This window comes from Vibrio echinoideorum (assembly GCF_024347455.1).
GTDB classification, from domain to species: Bacteria; Pseudomonadota; Gammaproteobacteria; order Enterobacterales; family Vibrionaceae; genus Vibrio; species Vibrio echinoideorum.
The window spans coordinates 926,459-947,682 of sequence record NZ_AP025483.1 but is presented as its reverse complement, the minus strand read 5'-3'; the positions used below and the strand labels follow the sequence as shown (position 1 = coordinate 947,682).

General features: G+C 43.9%; 17 protein-coding genes. 3 read left to right on the top strand and 14 right to left on the bottom strand.

The annotated features are described in order from the left end of the window. Window positions 1–75: 75 nt before the first annotated feature. The 6 genes from OCV36_RS04455 to znuA all read right to left on the bottom strand — a co-directional run bounded on the left by OCV36_RS04455 (window position 76) and on the right by znuA (window position 8,009). Window positions 76–306: a FeoC-like transcriptional regulator gene (locus OCV36_RS04455; RefSeq protein WP_017074512.1), complete on the bottom strand. Its 231-nt coding sequence runs from the start codon at window positions 304–306 to the stop codon at window positions 76–78. After that, the gene (feoB, locus tag OCV36_RS04450; RefSeq protein ID WP_135458060.1) at window positions 303–2,576 is read right to left on the bottom strand and encodes a Fe(2+) transporter permease subunit FeoB; all 2,274 of its coding nucleotides are present in this window, start codon (window positions 2,574–2,576) and stop codon (window positions 303–305) included. Before feoB ends, OCV36_RS04455 begins: the two co-directional genes overlap by 4 nt. Further along, entirely contained in the window at window positions 2,577–2,798 is a 222-nt protein-coding gene (locus OCV36_RS04445) for a FeoA family protein (RefSeq protein WP_004734203.1), read from the bottom strand. Window positions 2,799–3,245: 447 nt separating this feature from the next. Beyond that, entirely contained in the window at window positions 3,246–3,419 is a 174-nt protein-coding gene (locus tag OCV36_RS04440) for a hypothetical protein (RefSeq protein WP_167853053.1), read from the bottom strand. A 74-nt stretch (window positions 3,420–3,493) separates the two neighbouring features. After that, window positions 3,494–6,844, bottom strand: coding sequence for a helix-turn-helix domain-containing protein (locus tag OCV36_RS04435; protein ID WP_135458058.1), 3,351 nt, complete (start codon window positions 6,842–6,844; stop codon window positions 3,494–3,496). Between the two features lie 280 nt (window positions 6,845–7,124). Then, complete coding sequence (gene znuA, locus OCV36_RS04430) at window positions 7,125–8,009, bottom strand: zinc ABC transporter substrate-binding protein ZnuA (protein ID WP_135458056.1); 885 nt, start codon at window positions 8,007–8,009, stop codon at window positions 7,125–7,127. 83 nt (window positions 8,010–8,092) lie between these two features. On the opposite strand from znuA, the gene znuC reads away from it, so the two are divergent. Together znuC and znuB are read left to right on the top strand one after the other, a co-directional pair. Next, window positions 8,093–8,872 carry a zinc ABC transporter ATP-binding protein ZnuC gene (gene znuC / locus OCV36_RS04425; protein WP_135458054.1) on the top strand — a complete coding sequence of 260 codons (780 nt, stop codon included), beginning with the start codon at window positions 8,093–8,095 and terminating at the stop codon, window positions 8,870–8,872. Beyond that, window positions 8,872–9,657: a zinc ABC transporter permease subunit ZnuB gene (gene znuB, locus OCV36_RS04420; protein WP_017073136.1), complete on the top strand. Its 786-nt coding sequence runs from the start codon at window positions 8,872–8,874 to the stop codon at window positions 9,655–9,657. Before znuC ends, znuB begins: the two co-directional genes overlap by 1 nt. 208 nt (window positions 9,658–9,865) lie before the next feature. Here znuB and sucD read toward each other — a convergent pair whose 3' ends face one another. From sucD to sdhC, 8 genes are all read right to left on the bottom strand, one after another. Continuing rightward, window positions 9,866–10,738 carry a succinate--CoA ligase subunit alpha gene (gene sucD, locus OCV36_RS04415; RefSeq protein WP_017073137.1) on the bottom strand — a complete coding sequence of 291 codons (873 nt, stop codon included), beginning with the start codon at window positions 10,736–10,738 and terminating at the stop codon, window positions 9,866–9,868. Continuing rightward, entirely contained in the window at window positions 10,738–11,904 is a 1,167-nt protein-coding gene (gene sucC / locus OCV36_RS04410) for an ADP-forming succinate--CoA ligase subunit beta (protein ID WP_017073138.1), read from the bottom strand. Before sucC ends, sucD begins: the two co-directional genes overlap by 1 nt. Window positions 11,905–12,110: 206 nt before the next feature. Continuing rightward, window positions 12,111–13,319, bottom strand: coding sequence for a 2-oxoglutarate dehydrogenase complex dihydrolipoyllysine-residue succinyltransferase (odhB, locus tag OCV36_RS04405; RefSeq protein ID WP_017073139.1), 1,209 nt, complete (start codon window positions 13,317–13,319; stop codon window positions 12,111–12,113). 21 nt (window positions 13,320–13,340) lie between these two features. After that, on the bottom strand, window positions 13,341–16,160 hold the full coding sequence (gene sucA, locus OCV36_RS04400; RefSeq protein WP_017073140.1) for a 2-oxoglutarate dehydrogenase E1 component: 2,820 nt from the start codon (window positions 16,158–16,160) through the stop codon (window positions 13,341–13,343). Between the two features lie 97 nt (window positions 16,161–16,257). Next, the gene (locus tag OCV36_RS04395; protein ID WP_029224791.1) at window positions 16,258–16,971 is read right to left on the bottom strand and encodes a succinate dehydrogenase iron-sulfur subunit; all 714 of its coding nucleotides are present in this window, start codon (window positions 16,969–16,971) and stop codon (window positions 16,258–16,260) included. 12 nt (window positions 16,972–16,983) lie between these two features. Next, window positions 16,984–18,750, bottom strand: coding sequence for a succinate dehydrogenase flavoprotein subunit (sdhA, locus tag OCV36_RS04390; protein ID WP_017073142.1), 1,767 nt, complete (start codon window positions 18,748–18,750; stop codon window positions 16,984–16,986). Next, window positions 18,751–19,098, bottom strand: coding sequence for a succinate dehydrogenase, hydrophobic membrane anchor protein (sdhD, locus tag OCV36_RS04385; protein ID WP_004734215.1), 348 nt, complete (start codon window positions 19,096–19,098; stop codon window positions 18,751–18,753). Then, window positions 19,092–19,484, bottom strand: a complete 393-nt coding sequence (gene sdhC / locus OCV36_RS04380) for a succinate dehydrogenase cytochrome b556 subunit (protein ID WP_012604532.1) — start codon at window positions 19,482–19,484, stop codon at window positions 19,092–19,094. The genes sdhD and sdhC overlap by 7 nt, the downstream gene beginning before the upstream one ends. A 416-nt stretch (window positions 19,485–19,900) precedes the next feature. On the opposite strand from sdhC, the gene OCV36_RS04375 reads away from it, so the two are divergent. Continuing rightward, a complete protein-coding gene (locus OCV36_RS04375; protein ID WP_017073143.1) occupies window positions 19,901–21,190 on the top strand; it encodes a citrate synthase in 1,290 nt (429 codons plus the stop codon). The last annotated feature ends 34 nt before the right edge of the window (window positions 21,191–21,224 follow it).

Genomic DNA, 21,224 nt, shown 5'->3' with positions numbered 1-21,224 from the left:
CGCTCATCTAAAATAGGTGAGCGGCTTTTTTATTGTCTAATCTCGCCGTTTTCAACGAGAGTATGAAGCTCTGAACTACATCATCACATTCAGTGACAAACCATCTTGTTTGCTGATGGTGTAACGAATACGTGTTGTATGTCCATGCTTGTTGGTATCGATCAAGCGAGATATCTTACCTTTCTTGACCCACACACTCAGCATCGCATCGACACCGTCTTCACTCATTCCAAACTTAGACGCGAGTTCACTACGAGCAGCGACACCCTCGTTATCAATGTATTGATGAAGTTCAGTTAAAATCATACTACTTGCACCTCTAACGCTTTTTGCTTACTGCCGACTTTCTTGAAGACGCGATACGTCACCACAAAGCCACCAGAAATCGCCACCATCCAAACTGCACTACTCACTGGGTGTACAGCAAAGTTTGCCGCTTGGTAATAGAAGGTCGCACCAAAGTAGCCAAGAGCCATTGTCCATACCGCAATGAAGCGGGCAAACATCTGACCAAACTCACGTACATAAGCGCCCATCGCAGCCACACAAGGTGTGTAAAGCAGGATAAGAATCAAATAAGCAAACGCAGCGTGGCCTGATACAAACTTGTCTTTCAAGTTACCAAAGATCGAAGTATCAACCTCCTGATCCGCAGCCACAGAGCTTGAGTCAGACAAGTCGCCCACTTCAATGCCTAATGGATCTGAATAGCTCAAACCAGCTAGGTTTTCAGGAATTGTCATCACGGCTTCTTGCAAGCTTGCTGCTAAATCGAATTCAGCCGCTTCTTCGTCTGATGGCGTGGTGTACAAGCTGTTTAATGTACCAACCACGGCTTCTTTAGCGAAGATCCCCGTAATAATACCAACCGTTGCAGGCCAGTTCTCTTCAGTAATACCAATCGGTTGGAATACAGGCGTCACGACTTGTGCCGCTTTAGATAGCACTGAATTTTCGCTGTCTTCGTTACCAAAGCTTCCGTCCATACCTAATGAATTCAAGAAGCTAAGAATAGCCACAACCATTACGATGGTTTTACCTGCGCCAAGCACGAAACGTTTCAGCTTCTGCCAAGTTTTCAGCATCACGTTTTGCACGGTTGGCAATTCGTAATCTGGCATTTCCATGACCAAGCTATCGCTGCTGCCAGGATAGATTGTATTTTTAAGGAATAGACCTGTAAACACAGAAGCAACAATACCCATGATGTACAAAGCGAACACAACATTTTGACCGGCGCCAGGGAAAAACGCTGCTGCGAACAGCGCGTATACCGGTAGACGCGCGCCACATGACATAAACGGTGCCATTGATGCTGCTAGCTTACGTTCACGCTCTTGGTCAAGAGTACGAGTTGCCATGATAGAAGGTACGTTACAACCAAAGCCAAGTACCAGTGGTACAAAAGCTTTACCCGGCAGACCGATTTTTTGCATTACTTTATCAAGTACGAATGCCGCGCGAGCCATGTAACCCGAGCTTTCTAGTACCGCTAAGAACAAGTAAAGCGCAGCGATAACCGGAATAAACGTCGCAACCGTTTGAATACCACCACCGATACCATCAGCAAGTATGGTTACTAACCAAACCGGTAAGTGGTCATCTAATAAGTGATGGCCGCCATCAACCAGTATTGCCCCAACGCCCATATCAAAGAAGTCGATGAACGCACTACCAATGTTGATAGAGAACATAAACATCAGGTACATAATGACGAAGAAGAAAGGAATACCGACCCATTTATTCAAAATGAATTGGTCTGCTTTCTCGGTAAAGTTTCGGCTTAGTTTGCCTTCGCTACGACGAACACGTTTACAAAGGTCATGTAAGAAAGTGTATTTCGCATCAGCAACAGCAAGGTCAATATCAAACTCAGCACCAAGACGCACACTGTCAATTTGAGTTCGAGTATGAGGAGCCAGTCCGTTTAATACCAAGTAATCATTTTCTAACGCACGAATAGCCAACGCTCGATGCGAAACATCAGCATCATCAAATTGTGATTCAACAGAAGGTATTAGAGCTTCTAACGCTGCATCGTAGTCGATAGAGATAGGATCAAGGCTTACACCTTGAACAAGCAATTTATGTAGACGTTCTTTAAAACGAGCCACTTGACCTTTGTCGTTTGCCGACAAGCTCAGTACTGGACAGCCCAATTCTTTTTCAAGCGCTTTAAGGTTAATCACCTGACGCTCGCGCTTCAATACATCCATTTTGTTCAATACAACAATCATTGGGCGTCCCAATTCTCGCAGTTGTAATGTCATGTATAAGCTTCGTTCTAGACAGCTTGCGTCTACAACGTTAATGATGACGTCAGCTGGGTGAGTCAGAACGGCACGAGAAGCGATAGATTCATCGATACTGTTCGCATCATTACCACTATCGAGTGCGTAGATACCCGGAAGGTCAGTCAGTTGAAATTGGTCGCCCGCATGCGAGTACAAGCCCGTTTTCTTTTCTACGGTTACACCAACCCAGTTACCAACGTGCTGTTTAGCACCGGTCAATGCATTGAATAATGTTGTTTTACCACTATTAGGGTTACCAACGGTAAGAACTTGATAATCCATTTAGATAACCTCGATTTGTTCTGCGATGCTTTCACGAATGGCAATTGAAACACCTCTCACTTCAACTTGAAGCGGATCACCCATAGGTGCACGACGAATTAACGTCACCTCAGTTTTTGGCAGCATGCCCATAACCATTAGTTTTTTTCTAACGTCTGGTGTTAGGCCGGTTAGTGCAACAATAGAAGCTGCTTTTCCTTGCTCGAGTTGTGAGAGTTTCATAAATGCCCAATTCGTGACTGATAATGAGAAAGATTGTTATTACCGCCATGATACACATACATGACCACAATTCTATTGTGTGAAATCAAAGTTTTCGGAAATACATACTCGTAAATTTCGTTAAAAACGTTTACGTCAAAAACGTTACTTTCAATAATTGATGAGAACTACCTCACGAGTACGACTTACCAAAAATCAATAAAAATTATTACATTTCAATTACTTATAATATTGTCGGTTTTCTCACAGGTATCTGTCGTTAATTTTATAAGTAAAATAAGTGGCTCACCGTATAGTTACTCCATCGAAGAGAAATTACTTCTCTTTAATTTTATTCCAGAGGTGATGTGGTTTGCCATATCACTCCGGCAGCAAGCGAAGGTGTCCTTGGCACCCGTGGTATAGTCCCCCCGGCTATACCACGATATTTTTTTTCTTCCTTTCGTTTTATCCCTCTCTATCCACAAAAAACTTAAACAAACCTAGTTCTCTATCTCTATCTCTATCTCTATCTCTATCTCTATCTCTATCTCTATCTCTATCTCTATCTCTATCTCTATCTCTATCTCTATCTCTATCTCTATCTCTATCTCTATCTCTATCTCTATCTCGTAGGAGCATAAAAAAGCCCCAACACGAATGTCGAGGCCTTGAGTAATTTTATCAATGTGAAAGGAAAATGAATCCTCAGCTAACTACTCTTCACTATTTTCCGCAAACTTAGAGGGAGACATACCAAAGTGATGCTTAAACCGTTGGCTGAAATAGGAAGGATCATTGAATCCAGAATCGAACGCGACGTCTGACACTTTCTCTCCGGCCAATAACCTTTCGCATGCATGTTCCAAACGAACTTCGTTGAGGTGTTCTTTAAATGTTTTGTCATAGGCCGATTTAAAGCGCCGTTGTAAGCTTCTCTCGGACATGAACAAATATTTAGCGGCAGCTGCAGTGCCAAACTCCGCATCAGCGTAGTGTTCACTCACAAGCTGCGATACTTTATTTTTCCACTCTTGCTCTGTAGTCAGCTTTTGTCGCTCAGGCGTCGATGCTGCAAGCTTAATCGTTTCTATCTGTTCGATTGTGCTAGCTTCAAGGTCATCCAACACCTGATATTCAATTGGCCATGATAGTTGAACCTTATTTTGAGAGTCAGAAACAAAAGTATTAAGTTCGCCACCGCTTTGATTGACCAATAAAGGTAACTTTTCGATATTGAGATCGGTCGACTTTCCGCTACCGTCACTTATTGATGAAGCCAATTTAGGGAAAGGCATACCATAGTCGCGAATCGTAACAACTAAATGCTCTTTAACCTCTTCAACCAACACCACCATACTTTGTGATTTAAAGTTTCTCTTGATGATACTCGCGACCAAACTGTTAAAAATAATATCCAGATTAAAATACAGTAGCGACACATGTCTGTATTTAGTTTCAACTTTAATATCGAGTTCAATTCCCGCTTTTGCCAAGTCACCCTTCCACGCCTTAAGCACAGATTCCAAAATTAGAATTCCATCACAACAGACTGTCCCCGAACCCTCTTGGCTATTGCTCAATTGGGCGAGCCCATTTTTCAACGTCAGTATTGGTGATCGACCTTGGTCATCGTTCCAACTAGGTAGCATTGCAGCAATCTGAGTGACTTCATCGGATAGTTCTTTCGCTGTGTGTGAGACCAAAACATTTTTAACCGACAACTGCTTTTTTAGTTGTTGATTCGTTGTTAACAAGATACGACTTTGGTGTCTTAACTGGTCCGTTTTTAATGCAACTTGCGCTTTCAAGTGTCTGTTGGCAAAAGTGACATAGCGCGAACGCCAGAAAACGAGAACGGTAACTAAACCGATTAACATAATAAGAGAGCTCGCCACTGCCCAATTACTCAAGTACCAAGGCTCTGCAATTGAAAAACTTTGAGTAGTAGGTACAAATCGATAATGAGAGTCCTTGATCGGTTTAACTTCAAGTGTGTAATCACCCGGAAGCAAATGATCCAGTGTTAAGACTCCCCCTTCAAATTCACTCCAAGGTTCGTCAGCGTTGAGTCTATACTCCATCGCAGGTGTGAATGTTGCAGGTAAGATACCAAGCTTAAAACTAATGGATGAACCGTAAGGGATTTCTTCCAGAACAACCGCTTTCCCACCAAGTGATACGGTTTGTTGATCGACACTTATCTTGCTGAGTAGAGCTCGGTTCTGAGGTGTTGTAGACACCAATAACTCATTGGACAACGCCGTTACTACGCCATATTTCGAGCCTAAAACTAGCCTTGATGATTGATTTTTCTCACTGAAAAACAGTGCACATGCACCCGCTGCCAGTTCATTAGTGATCAGACCAAATGGTGAACCTATATGTTTATGCAGCTGTCCATCTAGTCCGTAATAACTGATACCTTTTGAAGACCCTAACCAGACGCCGTTATCATCGCTGATCAAACAATTAGGGCTAATATTATCTTCGATGAGAGCAACTTCTTCGATAACATTTGTATCATAAGGGATTCGATACACACCATAACTACTAGCGAACCACTGGGCGCCATCTTTTGCTTTTTCGATATCAACGACTTTGCCAAATCGCTCACTCCAACGACTGAAGCTAATTCTCTTATCAACAAAGGCATAAAACCCATGGTCAGTACCTATATAGACACTGTCATGTAACCCGATACTGAGATCAGTGATTTTCGCTGGCAAAAACTTATCAACTAACCAATCAGTTCCGTAACTCGTCACCATCATGGTCTCGAGAGACAATGAATAGAGGTCTTGCCCAGAGCTCATCCAAAGCACGCTGCCAGCTTGAAGCGCAAAGTTCTCAATATGTACACCCTTAATCGCTCTAGGTAAACTAAGCGTTTCAGGCTCTAACGTATTAGTATTAATACTAATAATGCCATTTTCAGTCGCTAGCCAAATAGAAGAACCCAAAATTTCAAAGTCCTTTACTGGGTTCTGATAAACACGAACTGGATCATTTTCACTTAGGGAGTCGACCAGAAACAGGCCCATAGAAGAAGCGACCCAAGACAGATTATCACTAATAGGCTGTATCCTATTTATCACGACATTACTGGAGTGCATTCCCATTCCCGTTAATGGCGTTCTAGAGAATGTCTTACTGAATAGTGAGAAATATCGAATACCATTATTCGTCGCGACCCACATCCCACCAGCATGATCGTTGATCAGCGAGTATATTTTCTCGCCTGGTAACGAGAAGTCTTGATTGGTGGCTTGCTCAAAACGTGTAACTTGGCCTGTAATGAAATTATAGCTAATGAGACCGTGTTCTGTTCCTATCCAATATTGGTCAGAAGTTTCAGCAAGAGATAACACATGGGAACCTCGTACATACGTCTCTTTATCTGGATTTGCTAGATCGACAATGACCGCACCATTTAAAGTACCGATGACGAGTTCACGTCTCGTGTTTGAGAAGTAAACCGTCTCAATATGATTTTTCTCTGATGCGGTGACATGGGTAAATTCTTGATTTTCTGAAAGGTAGACACCAGAGCTTGTCGCTAATACCCATTTGGATAACACACGCTCCGCGTCATTGATCACTATGTCGCTGCTGTTGTTGTATCGATACAGTTTAAGTAATGAGTAGGTGTTAAATTCTAAAGACAGCGTGTTGTAGGTATAAAAATTACTGCCATCTGTCACCCAGATATAATCACCAGATACGCCGATATTAGCGATCTCTGCACCGGGGCTTAAACTAAATGCAAGTTCATTGCCAATCCCCGGATTATGTCGATATACCTCGTTATCGAAAAAGCTCCAAAACTCATCGTTAAGAAACGCCACTCTTTCTGAGGAGAATTGTAGAAGGCTGCCCTTTCTCGGCAACAGAGTACGACCATCATAAAAAAGCACTTTTCCATGCACGTCGTGGATCCAGAGCCCACCTCCCGCCCCAAGATATAGGTTTTTAGCCGCAAGGAAATTCCCTTGCGCCTGAACAGGCAAAGGATAAAAAACGGAAGGTGAAGTATTTACCGCTAGAACGCTAAATGAAATGCTCATCAACACGAGCATTCTGAAGATAATTTGATACAACTTTTAATCCTGAGCAGCACAGCACATGAAATTTCGGTAGACGCAATGCCTTACCCTACTAGAACAGACACCGAGTTTTTTTGTGATTATTATTATCTTTCTATTTTAGCGGAAATTAGCGAAGGAGAAAGGAGGTTTGTTATTTGTTGAAAGGTTTTATCTTAGCGGTCACGAAAATGCCGCAAAAAGCGGCATGATTCATAAATTAACGAGAGCAAAGTAGAGTAAGGAATACTCTGCCTTGCGATTACTCTGCGCTCAAGCAACTCGTATAGCTATCCGTAAGTTGCTGAAGAAAATCGAAATAACTTCCACTCTTCACTTCAACCTCTGAACCGACAGGATCAAGTTGCCCTTGTTTAGTGTTGCTACCACGAATAACAGATTCAATCACAGCAGGAGTAAATTGAGGCTCAGAAAACACACATTGCACGTTATCGCGCACTAACGTTTTCTTAATTGCAATCAAGCTCTTTGCTCCGGGCTTACGATCAGGGCTAACCGTAAAGTGACCCAGATTATTCAACTTAAATTCTTGCTCATAGTAGCCATACGCATCATGGAAAACGTAGTAGCCTTTGTCTTTCACTGGCGCAAGTTGGTCACGAATAGATTGCTCTTTCTCTTCTAATGCAATCAAAAATGAATCTAAGTTCTCTTGGTAAGCCATTGCATTATCTGGATCAGTTTCAATCAGCTTTGCTGAGATATATTTTGCGGCCACTTCAACTTGATTAATACCCAGCCAAAAATGTGGGTCATGACTGCCATGATGATGCCCCTCATGAGCGTCATGGTCTTCATGTCCAAATTCTCTTAACTCAATCCCAGGGATTGAGCTTATCTGAATTACATTTTCTTTAGAGCCTATCACCTTAGTCAAAAAGGCTTCCAAATCAGGACCAAACCAAATAACCATATCGGCATTATGAACTTTTTTCACATCCGATGGCTTAAGCGCATAGTCATGCGGCGAAGCATTGCTGTTCATTAACACATCCGGCTCACTAACACCTTGCGTTAATTCCGTAACAATCATTTGAATTGGCTTAAAGCTTGTTAGAATAGTACTGGCACTTGCAACACTTGGCGCTAAAAGCAAAGTAGCAAGAATAAAAGATGAACGTGACATAATCCCTCGATAATAGAAAAGTAGCTTAGGCTTGAGGTAAATGTTACATTATAACATTAGCGAATTGCAAATGAGTTCTATTCATGGATAACTTAATCCAACTAGATTCTGTGAGCGTCGAGTTTGACGGTCGAAAAGTTCTAGACAACATATCTCTCAATCTAGAGCGCGGCAGAATCACCACCCTGATTGGGCCAAACGGTGCAGGTAAGTCGACACTAGTAAAAGTGGTACTGGGCTTACAAACCAAGTTTTCAGGTAACATTAAAAAAGCCAATAAACTGAAAATAGGTTATGTACCGCAAAAGTTGAAGCTCAATGATTCTCTTCCATTAAACGTAGAGCGTTTTCTAAAGCTCACTGGCAAATTTAGCCAACAAGAGATCCTTGAAGCTTTAAAACTCGTTGGCGCTGAACACCTACAAAAGAACAACATGCACCAGTTGTCCGGTGGTGAAAACCAACGAGTGTTGATTGCCAGATCATTGCTTAAAAGACCCGATTTACTCGTTCTTGATGAACCCGCTCAAGGCGTCGACGTCCAAGGACAGATCGACTTATATGACCTGATTGATAACATTCGTCACCGCTTCGGCTGTGCCGTATTCATGGTTTCACACGATCTGCACTTGGTTATGGCAAAAACAGATGATGTGATTTGTTTACATCACCATATCTGTTGCTCAGGCGCACCTGCTGATATCAAACACCACCCATCGTATATTGCGCTCTTTGGTACCGCGACCCAAGAGACGTTGGCGTTTTACCATCACCAACACGAGCATCACCATCATGATCTCGCTGGCGAACCTGTAACCGGCGGCGCGCATGAATGTTCAAACCATAAACACGGACATCACTAATGATTGAGTTTCTTCTTCCTTCTATTTTGGCGGGCTTGGGTATTGCACTGATCGCAGGACCATTAGGATCGTTCGTAGTATGGCGTAAAATGGCTTACTTTGGTGACACGCTTGCACACGCTTCTTTGATGGGTTTGGCGCTTGGTTTTTTGTTCAACATCAACTTGTACTTCGCCCTGCTAATTTGTTGTTTAATGTTGGCTGTACTTCTAGTTACTCTACAAAAGCAAAAGCTCGTAGCGACCGATACCCTACTCGGCATATTGGCACACAGTGCACTCTCTTTAGGCTTGGTTGCGGTAAGCTTTTTAGACAACGTTCGTGTTGACCTAATGAGTTACCTATTTGGTGACTTACTTGCTGTGTCTCCAACTGATTTAGTCTTCATCTATGCAGGCGCAGCTGTTATTGGCGTAGTGCTTGCGATATTTTGGCGACCACTGCTGTCAACGACAGTAAACGAAGATCTAGCAGCCGTTGATGGCATCAACATTGATTTAATGCGTCTTATTTTGATGCTACTGGTTGGTATTGTCATCGCGGTGGGTATGAAATTTGTTGGTGCATTAATCATGACGTCGCTGCTTATCATTCCTGCGGCAACAGCGAGAAAGTTCTCCAATACACCTGAACAGATGGCGTTCCTAGCTTCGATTATCGGTTCTATTGCTGTGTTTGGGGGATTAAGCCTATCGTGGTTCTATGATACTCCTGCAGGGCCCTCTGTTGTTATCAGTGCAGCGGCAATGTTTATGCTGTCTCAAATGTACAGAAGCCGAGCTTAAAGCTCAGAGTGAATTCTAACTGTTTAAACTGCTCTAAAAAGACAGTATAACCTCTAAAAGACAGTATGATTTCAGCAAAAAACTGAACACGGAATGCAACAAGCTAAAAACAAAGTACATTAAGCTAAAACGAAAAAGGCTTGGTCAATGACCAAGCCTTTCTTATATCGTTCAGTTAACTTCTATCTAGTTCGATAAAGCCAGCTGATTACCAACCTGTGATTTCACGTAGGCCTTTACCGATGTCAGCAAGAGACTTAACCGTCTTAACGCCTGCTGCTTCTAGTGCTGCGAATTTATCTTCAGCAGTACCTTTACCACCAGAGATGATTGCGCCAGCGTGGCCCATACGTTTACCTGGAGGAGCCGTAACACCTGCGATGTAAGAAACAACGGGTTTAGTTACGTTCGCTTTAATGAACTCAGCCGCTTCTTCTTCCGCCGTACCACCGATCTCACCAATCATTACGATTGCTTCAGTCTCTGGGTCTTCTTGGAAAAGTTTTAGGATATCAATGAAGTTTGAGCCTGGGATAGGGTCACCACCGATACCAACACATGTAGACTGACCAAAGCCTTCATCTGTTGTTTGCTTAACTGCTTCGTACGTCAGAGTACCTGAACGAGATACGATACCTACTTTACCCTTCTTGTGGATATGACCAGGCATGATACCAATCTTACACTCGTCTGGAGTGATAAGACCTGGACAGTTAGGACCGATCATGCGAACGCCAGTTTCTTCTAGCTTCACTTTAACGTCGATCATATCTATTGTAGGGATACCTTCAGTGATCGTTACGATCAGTTCGATACCTGCATCAATCGCTTCTAGAATTGCATCTTTACAGAAAGGAGCAGGTACGTAGATAACGGTTGCTGTTGCGCCAGTCACTTCTACTGCTTCACGTACTGTGTTGAATACTGGAAGGCCTAGGTGAGTTTGACCACCTTTACCAGGTGAAACACCACCAACCATTTGCGTGCCGTATGCGATAGCTTGGTCTGAGTGGAATGTACCTTGACCGCCAGTGAAACCCTGACAGATTACTTTAGTGTCTTTGTTAATTAATACAGACATTATTTAGCCTCCGCAGCAGCAACAACTTTCTGAGCAGCATCTGTTAGAGATTCAGCTGCAATGATATCAACATCAGAATTAGCAAGTACTTCGCGACCTAGGTCTGCGTTTGTACCTTCTAGACGAACAACTACAGGAACTGTTACGCCAACTTCTTTAACTGCACCAACAATACCTTCAGCAATCATGTCACAACGAACAATGCCACCAAAGATGTTTACTAGTACTGCTTTAACGTTGTCATCAGAAAGGATGATCTTGAATGCTTCAGCTACACGCTCTTTTGTTGCGCCGCCGCCTACATCAAGGAAGTTTGCTGGCTTGCCGCCGTGTAGGTTTACGATATCCATCGTACCCATAGCAAGGCCTGCACCGTTAACCATACAACCCACGTTGCCATCTAATGCTACGTAGTTCAGTTCCCACTGAGCTGCGTGTGCTTCGCGTTCATCTTCTTGAGAAGGATCGTGCATTTCACGAAGCTTTGGTTGACGGTACATTGCGTTTGAGTCAATGTTGATTTTACCGTCAAGACATAGAAGGCTACCTTCACTTGTAATAACAAGTGGGTTGATTTCTAGTAGAGCTAGGTCGTACTGAGAGAACATTTCACCAAGACCCATGAAGATCTTCACGAACTGTTTAATTTGATCGCCAACTAGACCAAGTTTGAATGCCAATTCACGGCCTTGGTAAGCTTGAGGGCCGACTAGAGGATCGATCGCTGATTGGTGAATCAACTCTGGAGTTTCTTCAGCGATTTTCTCAATGTCCACACCGCCTTCAGTTGACGCCATGAATACAATTTTACGAGTTGCACGGTCAACAACAGCACCTAGGTAAAGCTCATTGGCAATATTCGATGCTTCTTCAACTAGGATCTTTGTTACAGGCTGGCCGTTAGCGTCTGTTTGATAAGTTACTAGGTTTTTACCTAACCACTTTTGTGCAAACTCTTTTACGCCTTCTTTCGTGTCATGTAGCTCTACGCCGCCCGCTTTACCGCGGCCACCAGCGTGTACCTGACACTTAACAACTTTCTTGGCTGTACTGATACGGCCCGCAGCTTCAAAAGCTTCTTGAGCTGTATCACATGCGAAACCTTCTGGTACAGGCAAACCGAATTCTGCAAACAGCTGTTTGGCTTGGTATTCATGCAAATTCATTTTGATATTCCGTTTATTTTCCCTTAAGGGATTATTATTTCCATAACGACACAGTTTCCTGTGGTACGTCTGTAGGGTCTTCTCAATTCAACTGCTGTCCATTTTCTAATGGCTTTACAGTTCAAATGAAGGCCAGACGTTGAGCAGCCTAGCCTTTGAAACTTTTTACGTCTAGCTAACGGAGTTAACTAGACGTTTTAGCGATACTAAACGTCTAACAACAGACGTGCAGGATCTTCTAGTAGCTCTTTGATAGTCACTAGGAAGCCAACTGATTCACGGCCATCAATTAGACGGTGATCGTAAGATAGCGCTAGGTACATCATTGGTAAAATCTCAACCTTGCCATCAACAGCCATTGGGCGATCTTGGATTTTATGCATGCCCAGAATTGCCGCTTGAGGCGGGTTGATAATTGGCGTAGACATTAGAGAACCAAATACACCACCGTTTGTGATAGTGAAGTTACCACCCATCAGCTCATCAACTGTTAGCTTGCCATCACGGCCTTTAATTGCTAACTCTTTGATGCCTTTTTCGATGTCAGCGAAGCCTAGTGTGTCACAGTCTTTCAGTACTGGAGTCACTAGACCACGTGGCGTTGATACTGCCATGCTGATGTCGAAGTAGTTGTGGTAAATGATATCTGTGCCATCAATTGAAGCGTTAACTTCAGGGAAACGTTTCAGAGCTTCTGTTACCGCTTTCACGTAGAAAGACATGAAGCCAAGACGCGTATCGTGGCGCTTCTCGAATTGGTCTTTGTACTGCTTACGAAGGTCCATGATTGGTTTCATGTTCACTTCGTTGAAAGTAGTCAGCATTGCTGTGCTGTTCTTCGCTTCTAGAAGACGGTTTGCAACTGTCTTACGTAGGCGAGTCATAGGCACGCGTTTTTGGCTACGAGCCGCTGCTGGCGCTTCAACTGCTGGTGCAGGTGCTGCTGCCGGAGCCGATTTAGCTGCTGCTAGATGTGCGTCGATGTCTTCACGAGTAATACGACCACCAACACCAGTGCCTTTAACGTCAGCTGGTTGTAGGTTGTGCTCTGCAAGCAAGCGACGAACAGCAGGGCTTAGTGCATCGTTGCTTTCTTCTGTCAGTGCCGCTTTATGGCGCTTATCAGGTGAAGATTCTGTGTCTTCAGTTGTATCTTTCGTTGGTTCGCCAGCGACAGCACCAGGCTTGATCTTCGCCAGAAGCTGCTTAGAAAGTACCGTAGCACCCTCTTCTTCAAGGATAGCTTCCAGAACACCAGCTTCAGGCGCTGGTACTTCTAGAACTACTTTATCAGTTTCGATATCTACAATGACTTCATCACGTGCAACCGCTTCGCCAGGTTTTTTGTGCCAAGTAGCAACTGTTGCATCAGCCACAGATTCAGGTAAATCTGGAACCAGAATTTCAATTGTCATGTCTGTATTTTCCTTTTACTTCTAGTTCTTAAGTAGGGTCAGAGCGTCGTCAACTAACGCTTTTTGTTGTTTCAAGTGTACCGACATATAGCCAACAGCTGGTGATGCTGATGCAGGACGACCTGCGTATTGAATATCAGCTCCCACAGGAATAGCAGCTCGGAAATTATGCTGGCTGCTGTACCAAGCACCTTGGTTCTGAGGCTCTTCTTGACACCAAACGTAATCAACAACATTTGTGTACTGTGCGATAGCAGCTCTCACGTCCTCATAAGGGAACGGGTAAAGTTGCTCAATACGTACAATAGCGACATCGTCTTGCTCGTTTTTACGTCTTTGGTCAAGCAGGTCAAAGTAAACCTTACCTGAACAGAACACGACGCGTTTAACGTTCTCAGGAGCCAGATCATCAATTTCTGCGATAGCTGGTTGGAACGTACCTTCTGCCAAATCTTCCATTGAAGAAGTACACAGAGGGTGACGAAGCAATGATTTTGGTGACATTACGATCAGTGGACGACGCATTGGTCGAACAACCTGACGGCGAATCATGTGATAAACCTGAGCGGGTGTTGAAGGAACAACAACCTGCATATTTTGTTCAGCACATAACTGAAGGTAACGCTCAAGACGAGCAGAAGAGTGCTCAGGGCCTTGGCCTTCATAACCGTGAGGAAGTAGCATTGTTAGACCACATAAACGTGCCCACTTCTGCTCACCTGACGAGATAAATTGGTCGATAACAACTTGTGCACCGTTTGCGAAGTCACCAAATTGTGCTTCCCAAAGGGTTAGACCGCTTGGCTCTGCTGTCGCGTAACCATACTCAAACGCTAGTACTGCTTCTTCAGATAACACAGAGTCAAACACTTGGAATGGCCCTTGTTTATCATGAATGTTCGCAAGAGGAACGTAAGTGCTCGCATCTGATTGGTTGTGCAGTACTGAGTGACGGTGGAAGAAAGTACCGCGACCAGAATCTTGGCCGGAGATACGAATACGTTTTCCGTCATCAACCAGTGTTGCATAAGCCAGAGTTTCAGCCATACCCCAATCGACTTGTTTCTCACCATTCACCATGGCAGTACGATCGTTGTACAGTTTATTTACTCGGCTTTGTAACTTATGGCTGTCTGGGTATTGGCAAAGTTTGCTACCAAGCTCTTTAAGACGCTCGATATCGATTTTGTTATCCCATTCAATGTTCCATTCGTGACCTAGGTATGGAGACCAGTCGACGGAATGAAGTGCCATTGGACGCCACTCTTTAACCACAACTTCACCGTGATCAAGTGCATCACGATATTCGTTAACTAATTGAGTCGCTGTATCAATACCAAACTCACCGCGTTCCATTAGCACGTCAGCATAAAGCTTACGTGGCGTTGGATGCTTCTTGATTTTTTGGTACATCAAAGGCTGTGTTGCATTGGGCTCATCGGCTTCGTTGTGACCATGGCGACGGTAACAAACCAAATCAATAACCACATCACGCTTGAACGTATTACGGTAATCTAATGCTAGGCGAGCGACGAAAGCCACCGCTTCTGGGTCATCAGAGTTAACGTGGAAAATCGGAGCCTGAACCATCTTCGCGATATCAGTACAGTACATCGTAGAGCGTGTATCGCGAGGGTTAGACGTTGTAAAACCAACTTGGTTATTTACAACGATACGAACCGTACCACCAACACAGAAACCGCGAGCTTGAGACATATTAAACGTCTCTTGTACAACACCCTGACCAGCGATAGCTGAATCACCGTGGATAGTAATTGGAAGTACGCGGCTGCCGTCTTTATCGTCTAGACGATCTTGGCGAGCACGTACTGAACCGATAACTACCGGGTTTACGATTTCTAAGTGAGATGGGTTAAATGCTAGTGCTAAGTGAACGTTGCCACCTGGTGTCGCGAAATCTGCAGAGAAACCTTGATGATATTTAACATCACCAGTACCCCACGAGTCATCGCTGTGCTTGCCCGCAAATTCGTCAAACAGGTCTTGTGGCTTTTTACCAAGCACATTGACCAACATGTTTAGACGACCACGGTGAGCCATACCAACAACAACTTCACGCATGCCTTGTCCGCCAGCATGACGAATAATTTCTTTCGTCATTGGGATAAGAGCATCACCACCTTCTAATGAGAAGCGTTTTGCGCCTGGGAATTTAGCACCAAGATAGCGCTCAAGACCTTCAGCAGCAGTTAGCTCTTCTAGGAAAGCTTGCTTTTCTTCTTTATCAAAAGAGGGTTGACCAGAAACAGACTCTAAACGTTGTTGGATCCAACGTTTTTGCTCTGTGTTAGTCATGTGCATGTATTCAGCACCAATAGACCCACAATAAGTTTGCTTTAGAGATTTATACAAATCTCGCAGCACCATCGTCTCTTGTCCAATAGAATAAGAGCCGACATTAAATGTCTCATTGAGGTCATCTTCGGTAAGAGTGTGGAAAGAAGGATCCAGTTCAGCGACTGTATCTCTTTCCCATAAACCTAGAGGGTCTAGGTTTGCTGCTTGATGCCCTCGGAATCGATAGGCATTAATCAGTTGCAGAACCTTTACTTGTTTCGCATCGACATCAGGATCACTAACTTGGACACTGTAATGCTTTGTTTCTTGAGCGAGTCGACGGAAGTATTCACGAACGCGAGAGTGTGGTTGTTCCACCGTTTCTGAAGCTTGCACAGGCAATTCTTCAAATACGCTTCTCCATTCGTCACTTACCGAGTCGGGGTCACTTAGATACAGTTCGTAGAGTTCTTCTACGTACGTTGCATTGGCGCCAGCCAAGTGTGAAGACTCGAGCCATGCCTTCATCACGCCGTTGTGCATATTTTCCCTTAACCAGTAGTTTTCACGTGTGCTGCGGTCTATGCCGAGCTATTAAAAGGCCGCCCCAAAACTTCTAGGGCGGCAATTTTTATATAACTTAAACCGAACGATTGATTAGCATGGTCTTAATATGACCAATCGCTTTCGTCGGATTTAATCCCTTAGGACAAACACTTACACAGTTCATGATGCCATGGCAACGAAAAACGCTAAATGCATCATCAAGATCGGACAGACGTTCGTCTGTCGCTGTATCTCGGCTATCTATTAGCCAACGGTATGCTGCAAGTAGGCCTGCTGGTCCGATGAACTTATCTGGATTCCACCAGAATGATGGGCACGAAGTAGTACAACATGCACACATAATACATTCATACAAACCATCTAAATGAGCACGCTCATCTGGGCTTTGTAGGTTTTCGCGAGCCGGTGGTAAATTGCCATCAGACACTAAGAACGGCTTAACTTTTTCGTAGTTATCGTAGAACTGAGTCATATCTACGATTAAATCACGCACGACAGGCAAACCTGGAAGTGGGCGAATTACGATTTTATCTTGACCAGAAAGTGCGGACAGAGGCGTGATACACGCCAATCCGTTTTTACCATTCATGTTCAAACCATCAGAACCACATACACCTTCACGGCATGAACGACGGAATGAAATCGTTGGATCTTGCTCTTTCAAAAGAATAAGCGCATCCAAAAGCATCATGTCAGAACCTTCTTCCACCTCTAGGATGTACTCTTTCATGTAAGGTTTCTGGTCTACATCGGGGTTGTAACGATATAAAGAGAAATTCAGTTTCATAGTCATATCTCCTTAGTACGTACGTGCTTTCGGCGGGAACGCTTCACGATGGATTGGTTCCATGTTTACGCCACGCTTAGTCATACTTTCTGATTCTGGGTTGTAAAGTGAGTGACATAGCCATTGCTCATCATCACGATCTGGGAAGTCAAAGCGAGCGTGTGCTCCACGACTCTCGGTACGGAAATTTGCAGCAACTGCCGTTGCAAACGCCGTTTCCATCAAGTTTTCAAGCTCTAGACACTCAATACGTTGGGTGTTGAACTCGGTAGACTTGTCTGAAAGGTGTGCATTTTTAAGACGTTCACGAATCACTTTCAGCTCTTCTAAGCCGTCAGCCATCGCTTGGCCTTCACGGAAAACTGAGAAGTTGTTCTGCATACATTGCTGAAGGTCTTTACGGATAACCGCTGGATCTTCACCGTCAGTACTGTTTTCCCAACGATTGTATCGCTCTAGTGAACGCTCAATATCTGCTTCAGTTGCTGGTTTAGCTTCTTCTTGCTTGTTCAGAGTCTCACCAAGATGAAGACCCGTCGCACGACCGAATACAACCAAATCTAGCAACGAGTTGCCACCAAGACGGTTTGCACCGTGTACTGATACTGAAGCGATTTCGCCACAAGCGAATAGACCTTGAATTTCAACGTCTGAACCGTCTTCAGTTTGCTTAATTGCTTGACCAGAAACTTGTGTTGGAACGCCACCCATCATGTAGTGACAAGTAGGAATTACAGGAATCGGTTCTTTAACAGGATCAACGTGAGCGAATGTACGAGAAAGCTCACATACACCAGGTAGACGAGATTCAAGCGTCTCTTTACCTAAGTGATCCAGTTTCAGCTTAATGTGAGGACCCCAAGGGCCATCGCAGCCGCGACCTTCACGAATCTCAACCATCATCGAACGAGCAACAACATCACGACCAGCTAAGTCTTTAGCATTCGGAGCATAACGCTCCATGAAGCGTTCGCCATCTTTATTGAGAAGGTAACCACCTTCACCACGACAGCCTTCTGTTACTAAAACACCAGCGCCAGCAATACCCGTTGGGTGGAACTGCCACATTTCGATGTCTTGCATTGGAACGCCAGCACGAATCGCCATACCAACACCGTCACCAGTATTGATGTGCGCATTAGTTGTAGAAGCGTAAATACGACCAGCACCACCAGTAGCTAAGATCGTTGCCTTAGCTTTGAAGTAGCATACTTCACCCGTTTCCATACAAAGTGCGGTTGTACCTAAAATGGCACCGTCTTCATTCTTAACAAGGTCTAGTGCATACCACTCAGAGAATACGGTCGTTTTATGCTTGATGTTTTGTTGGTAAAGCGTGTGTAGCAGTGCATGACCAGTACGGTCAGCCGCCGCTGCAGTACGAGCCGCTTGTTCACCACCAAAATTCTTAGATTGGCCACCAAACGGACGTTGGTAAATACTACCGTTATCGAAGCGAGAAAATGGAAGACCCATTTTTTCCAATTCGATAACTGACTCAGGGCCATTTTTACACATGTACTCGATAGCATCTTGGTCGCCGATGTAATCGGAACCTTTAACCGTGTCGTACATATGCTGTTCCCAGTGATCTTCATGCGCATTACCAAGAGCAACGGTGATACCACCTTGCGCAGATACAGTATGAGAACGAGTTGGGAAAACTTTAGAAAGCAACGCACAAGATAGGCCTTGCTCAGAAATTTGTAGCGCGGCACGCATACCAGCACCACCAGCGCCGATTACTACAGCATCGAACTCACGAACAGGAATAGTCACTTACGCACCCCACAAAATAAACAGACCAGAGAAGAAATATCCTAGAAGAACCGCAACAACACCGACTTGAAGACCAACGCGCAATTTTGCACATTTGATGTAGTCAGTTAGTACTTGCCACAAGCCGATCCACGCGTGAACCAAAATTGAAGTAAGCGCTAACATGGTGAAGACTTTAGTGAAGGTACCACCAAAGAATTGCGTCCAAGATGCGTAAGAAATATCACCTGAGAAAGCACAGAAGCTCACTAAGTAGATAGTGTAAAGCGTCATAATGATGGCAGTTGCACGAATCAATAGATAATCATGCACACCATTACGACCAAAAGTAGAAACGTTGTTTACCATACTAAGATCCCCGCTAGTAGAGACAATACCGCTGTTGCTGCGAATGCAACCTTCGCGCTCTTAGCGCCAGATTCCAGCTCTTCAAAGTGACCAAGGTCCATAAGAAGGTGACGAATACCACCAGCAATGTGGTAAGCCAAAGCGGTTAAAATGCCCCACAAAATAAACTTCACGAAGAAACCGTCGACAATGTCGCTAGCTTCCATAAAGCCTACAGGGGAAGAGAGGGAAATGGATAGTAACCAAAGCAAAATTCCAATCGCAACAAAAGTAATCACCCCAGACACACGGTGTAGGATGGAAGCTATTGCTGTGATAGGAAAGTGGATGGTCTGTAAATCTAAATTAACAGGTCTTGTCTTTCTTTCTTTCACGGGCTCGCTCACTCAGCTCCATTGAGCATGATGGTCATTAAATAACCTTATGTATTGTTATGGACAAAATTTGATTGCAAACCTTCAAAATTTAACATTAACTTAACAAATAACAGGGGTTGAGCCGTAGATAATTGTAAAATAATTGTTAACAGCAAGATTATTGAAGACACCTCACATTTCTTCTTAGCCTTGCATTTATAAGGTCTTAACCAAACTTTTCAGCGCCACTATACGACTGGCAACATTCTAATACAATTGATGCAACAAATAATGCTACATAGAACAGATTTTTAACGAATTTAATGTAAAAAACACTAACAAGTGCACACAAAGCTTCAGAAAAATTGACTTTCTCACGTAAGACCAGTAAAAAAATGGCACATAAACATCCTGGACGGATAAAATAATAAACAAAGGAGATTGTTATGGCGGATAAGAAAGCTACCCTTCACATTGAAGGTCATGCGCCAATCGAACTGCCGATTACAGAAGGCGTACTTGGTACACCAGTGATCGACGTTCGTACACTAGGTTCTAATGGTTTTTTCACTTTCGATCCTGGTTTTCTTGCCACTGCATCTTGTGAATCGCAAATTACTTATATTGACGGTGGAAAAGGCATTCTTCTACACCGTGGTTATCCAATTGATCAACTGGCCAATAACGCTGATTATTTAGAAGTTTGTTACATTCTTCTATACGGCGAAGCTCCATCTCGAGCTCAATACGAAGAATTTAAGACAACTGTCACACGTCACACCATGGTTCATGAGCAAATTGCTAGTTTCTTCCACGGCTTCCGTCGTGACGCTCACCCAATGGCTGTTATGTGTGGTGTGGTAGGTGCGCTTGCTGCGTTCTACCATGATTCATTAGATGTTAATAACGACACACACCGTGAAATTGCGGCATATCGCCTAATTTCAAAAATGCCAACACTGGCTGCAATGTGTTACAAATATTCTATCGGTCAACCGTTTATCTACCCGCGCAATGACCTAGGCTATGCAGAGAACTTCCTGCACATGATGTATGCAAACCCATGTGAAGAATATGAAGTAAACCCTGTTGTTGCTCGCGCAATGGACAAAATCTTTACACTACATGCTGATCACGAACAAAATGCTTCAACCTCAACGGTTCGTTTAGCTGGTTCTTCGGGTGCAAACCCATTTGCTTGTATTGCTGCTGGTATCGCTTCGTTATGGGGTCCTGCTCACGGTGGTGCTAACGAAGCCTGCCTAATGATGCTTGAAGAGATCGGTAGCGTAGACAATATTGAAGAATATGTAGCAAAAGCAAAAGACAAAGATGACCCATTCCGTTTAATGGGCTTCGGTCACCGTGTTTACAAGAACTACGATCCGCGTGCAACGGTAATGCGTGAAGCGTGTCACGAAGTATTAAAAGAGCTAAACATTCAAGATCCACTACTTGATGTAGCAATGGAACTTGAGCGCATCGCTCTTTCTGATGAGTACTTTGTATCGAAGAAACTATACCCGAACGTAGATTTCTACTCAGGTATCATTCTAAAAGCGATTGGTATTCCTGTATCAATGTTCACGGTAATCTTCGCGATGTCTCGTACCATCGGTTGGATTGCGCACTGGAACGAAATGCACAGCGATCCGACGAACCGTATCGGTCGTCCTCGTCAGTTGTACACTGGTGAAGAACAACGCGATTTCCAAGCTCTACACGAACGCGAATAGTAAAGTTTAGACTTTTCTAATCGATTAAAATCAA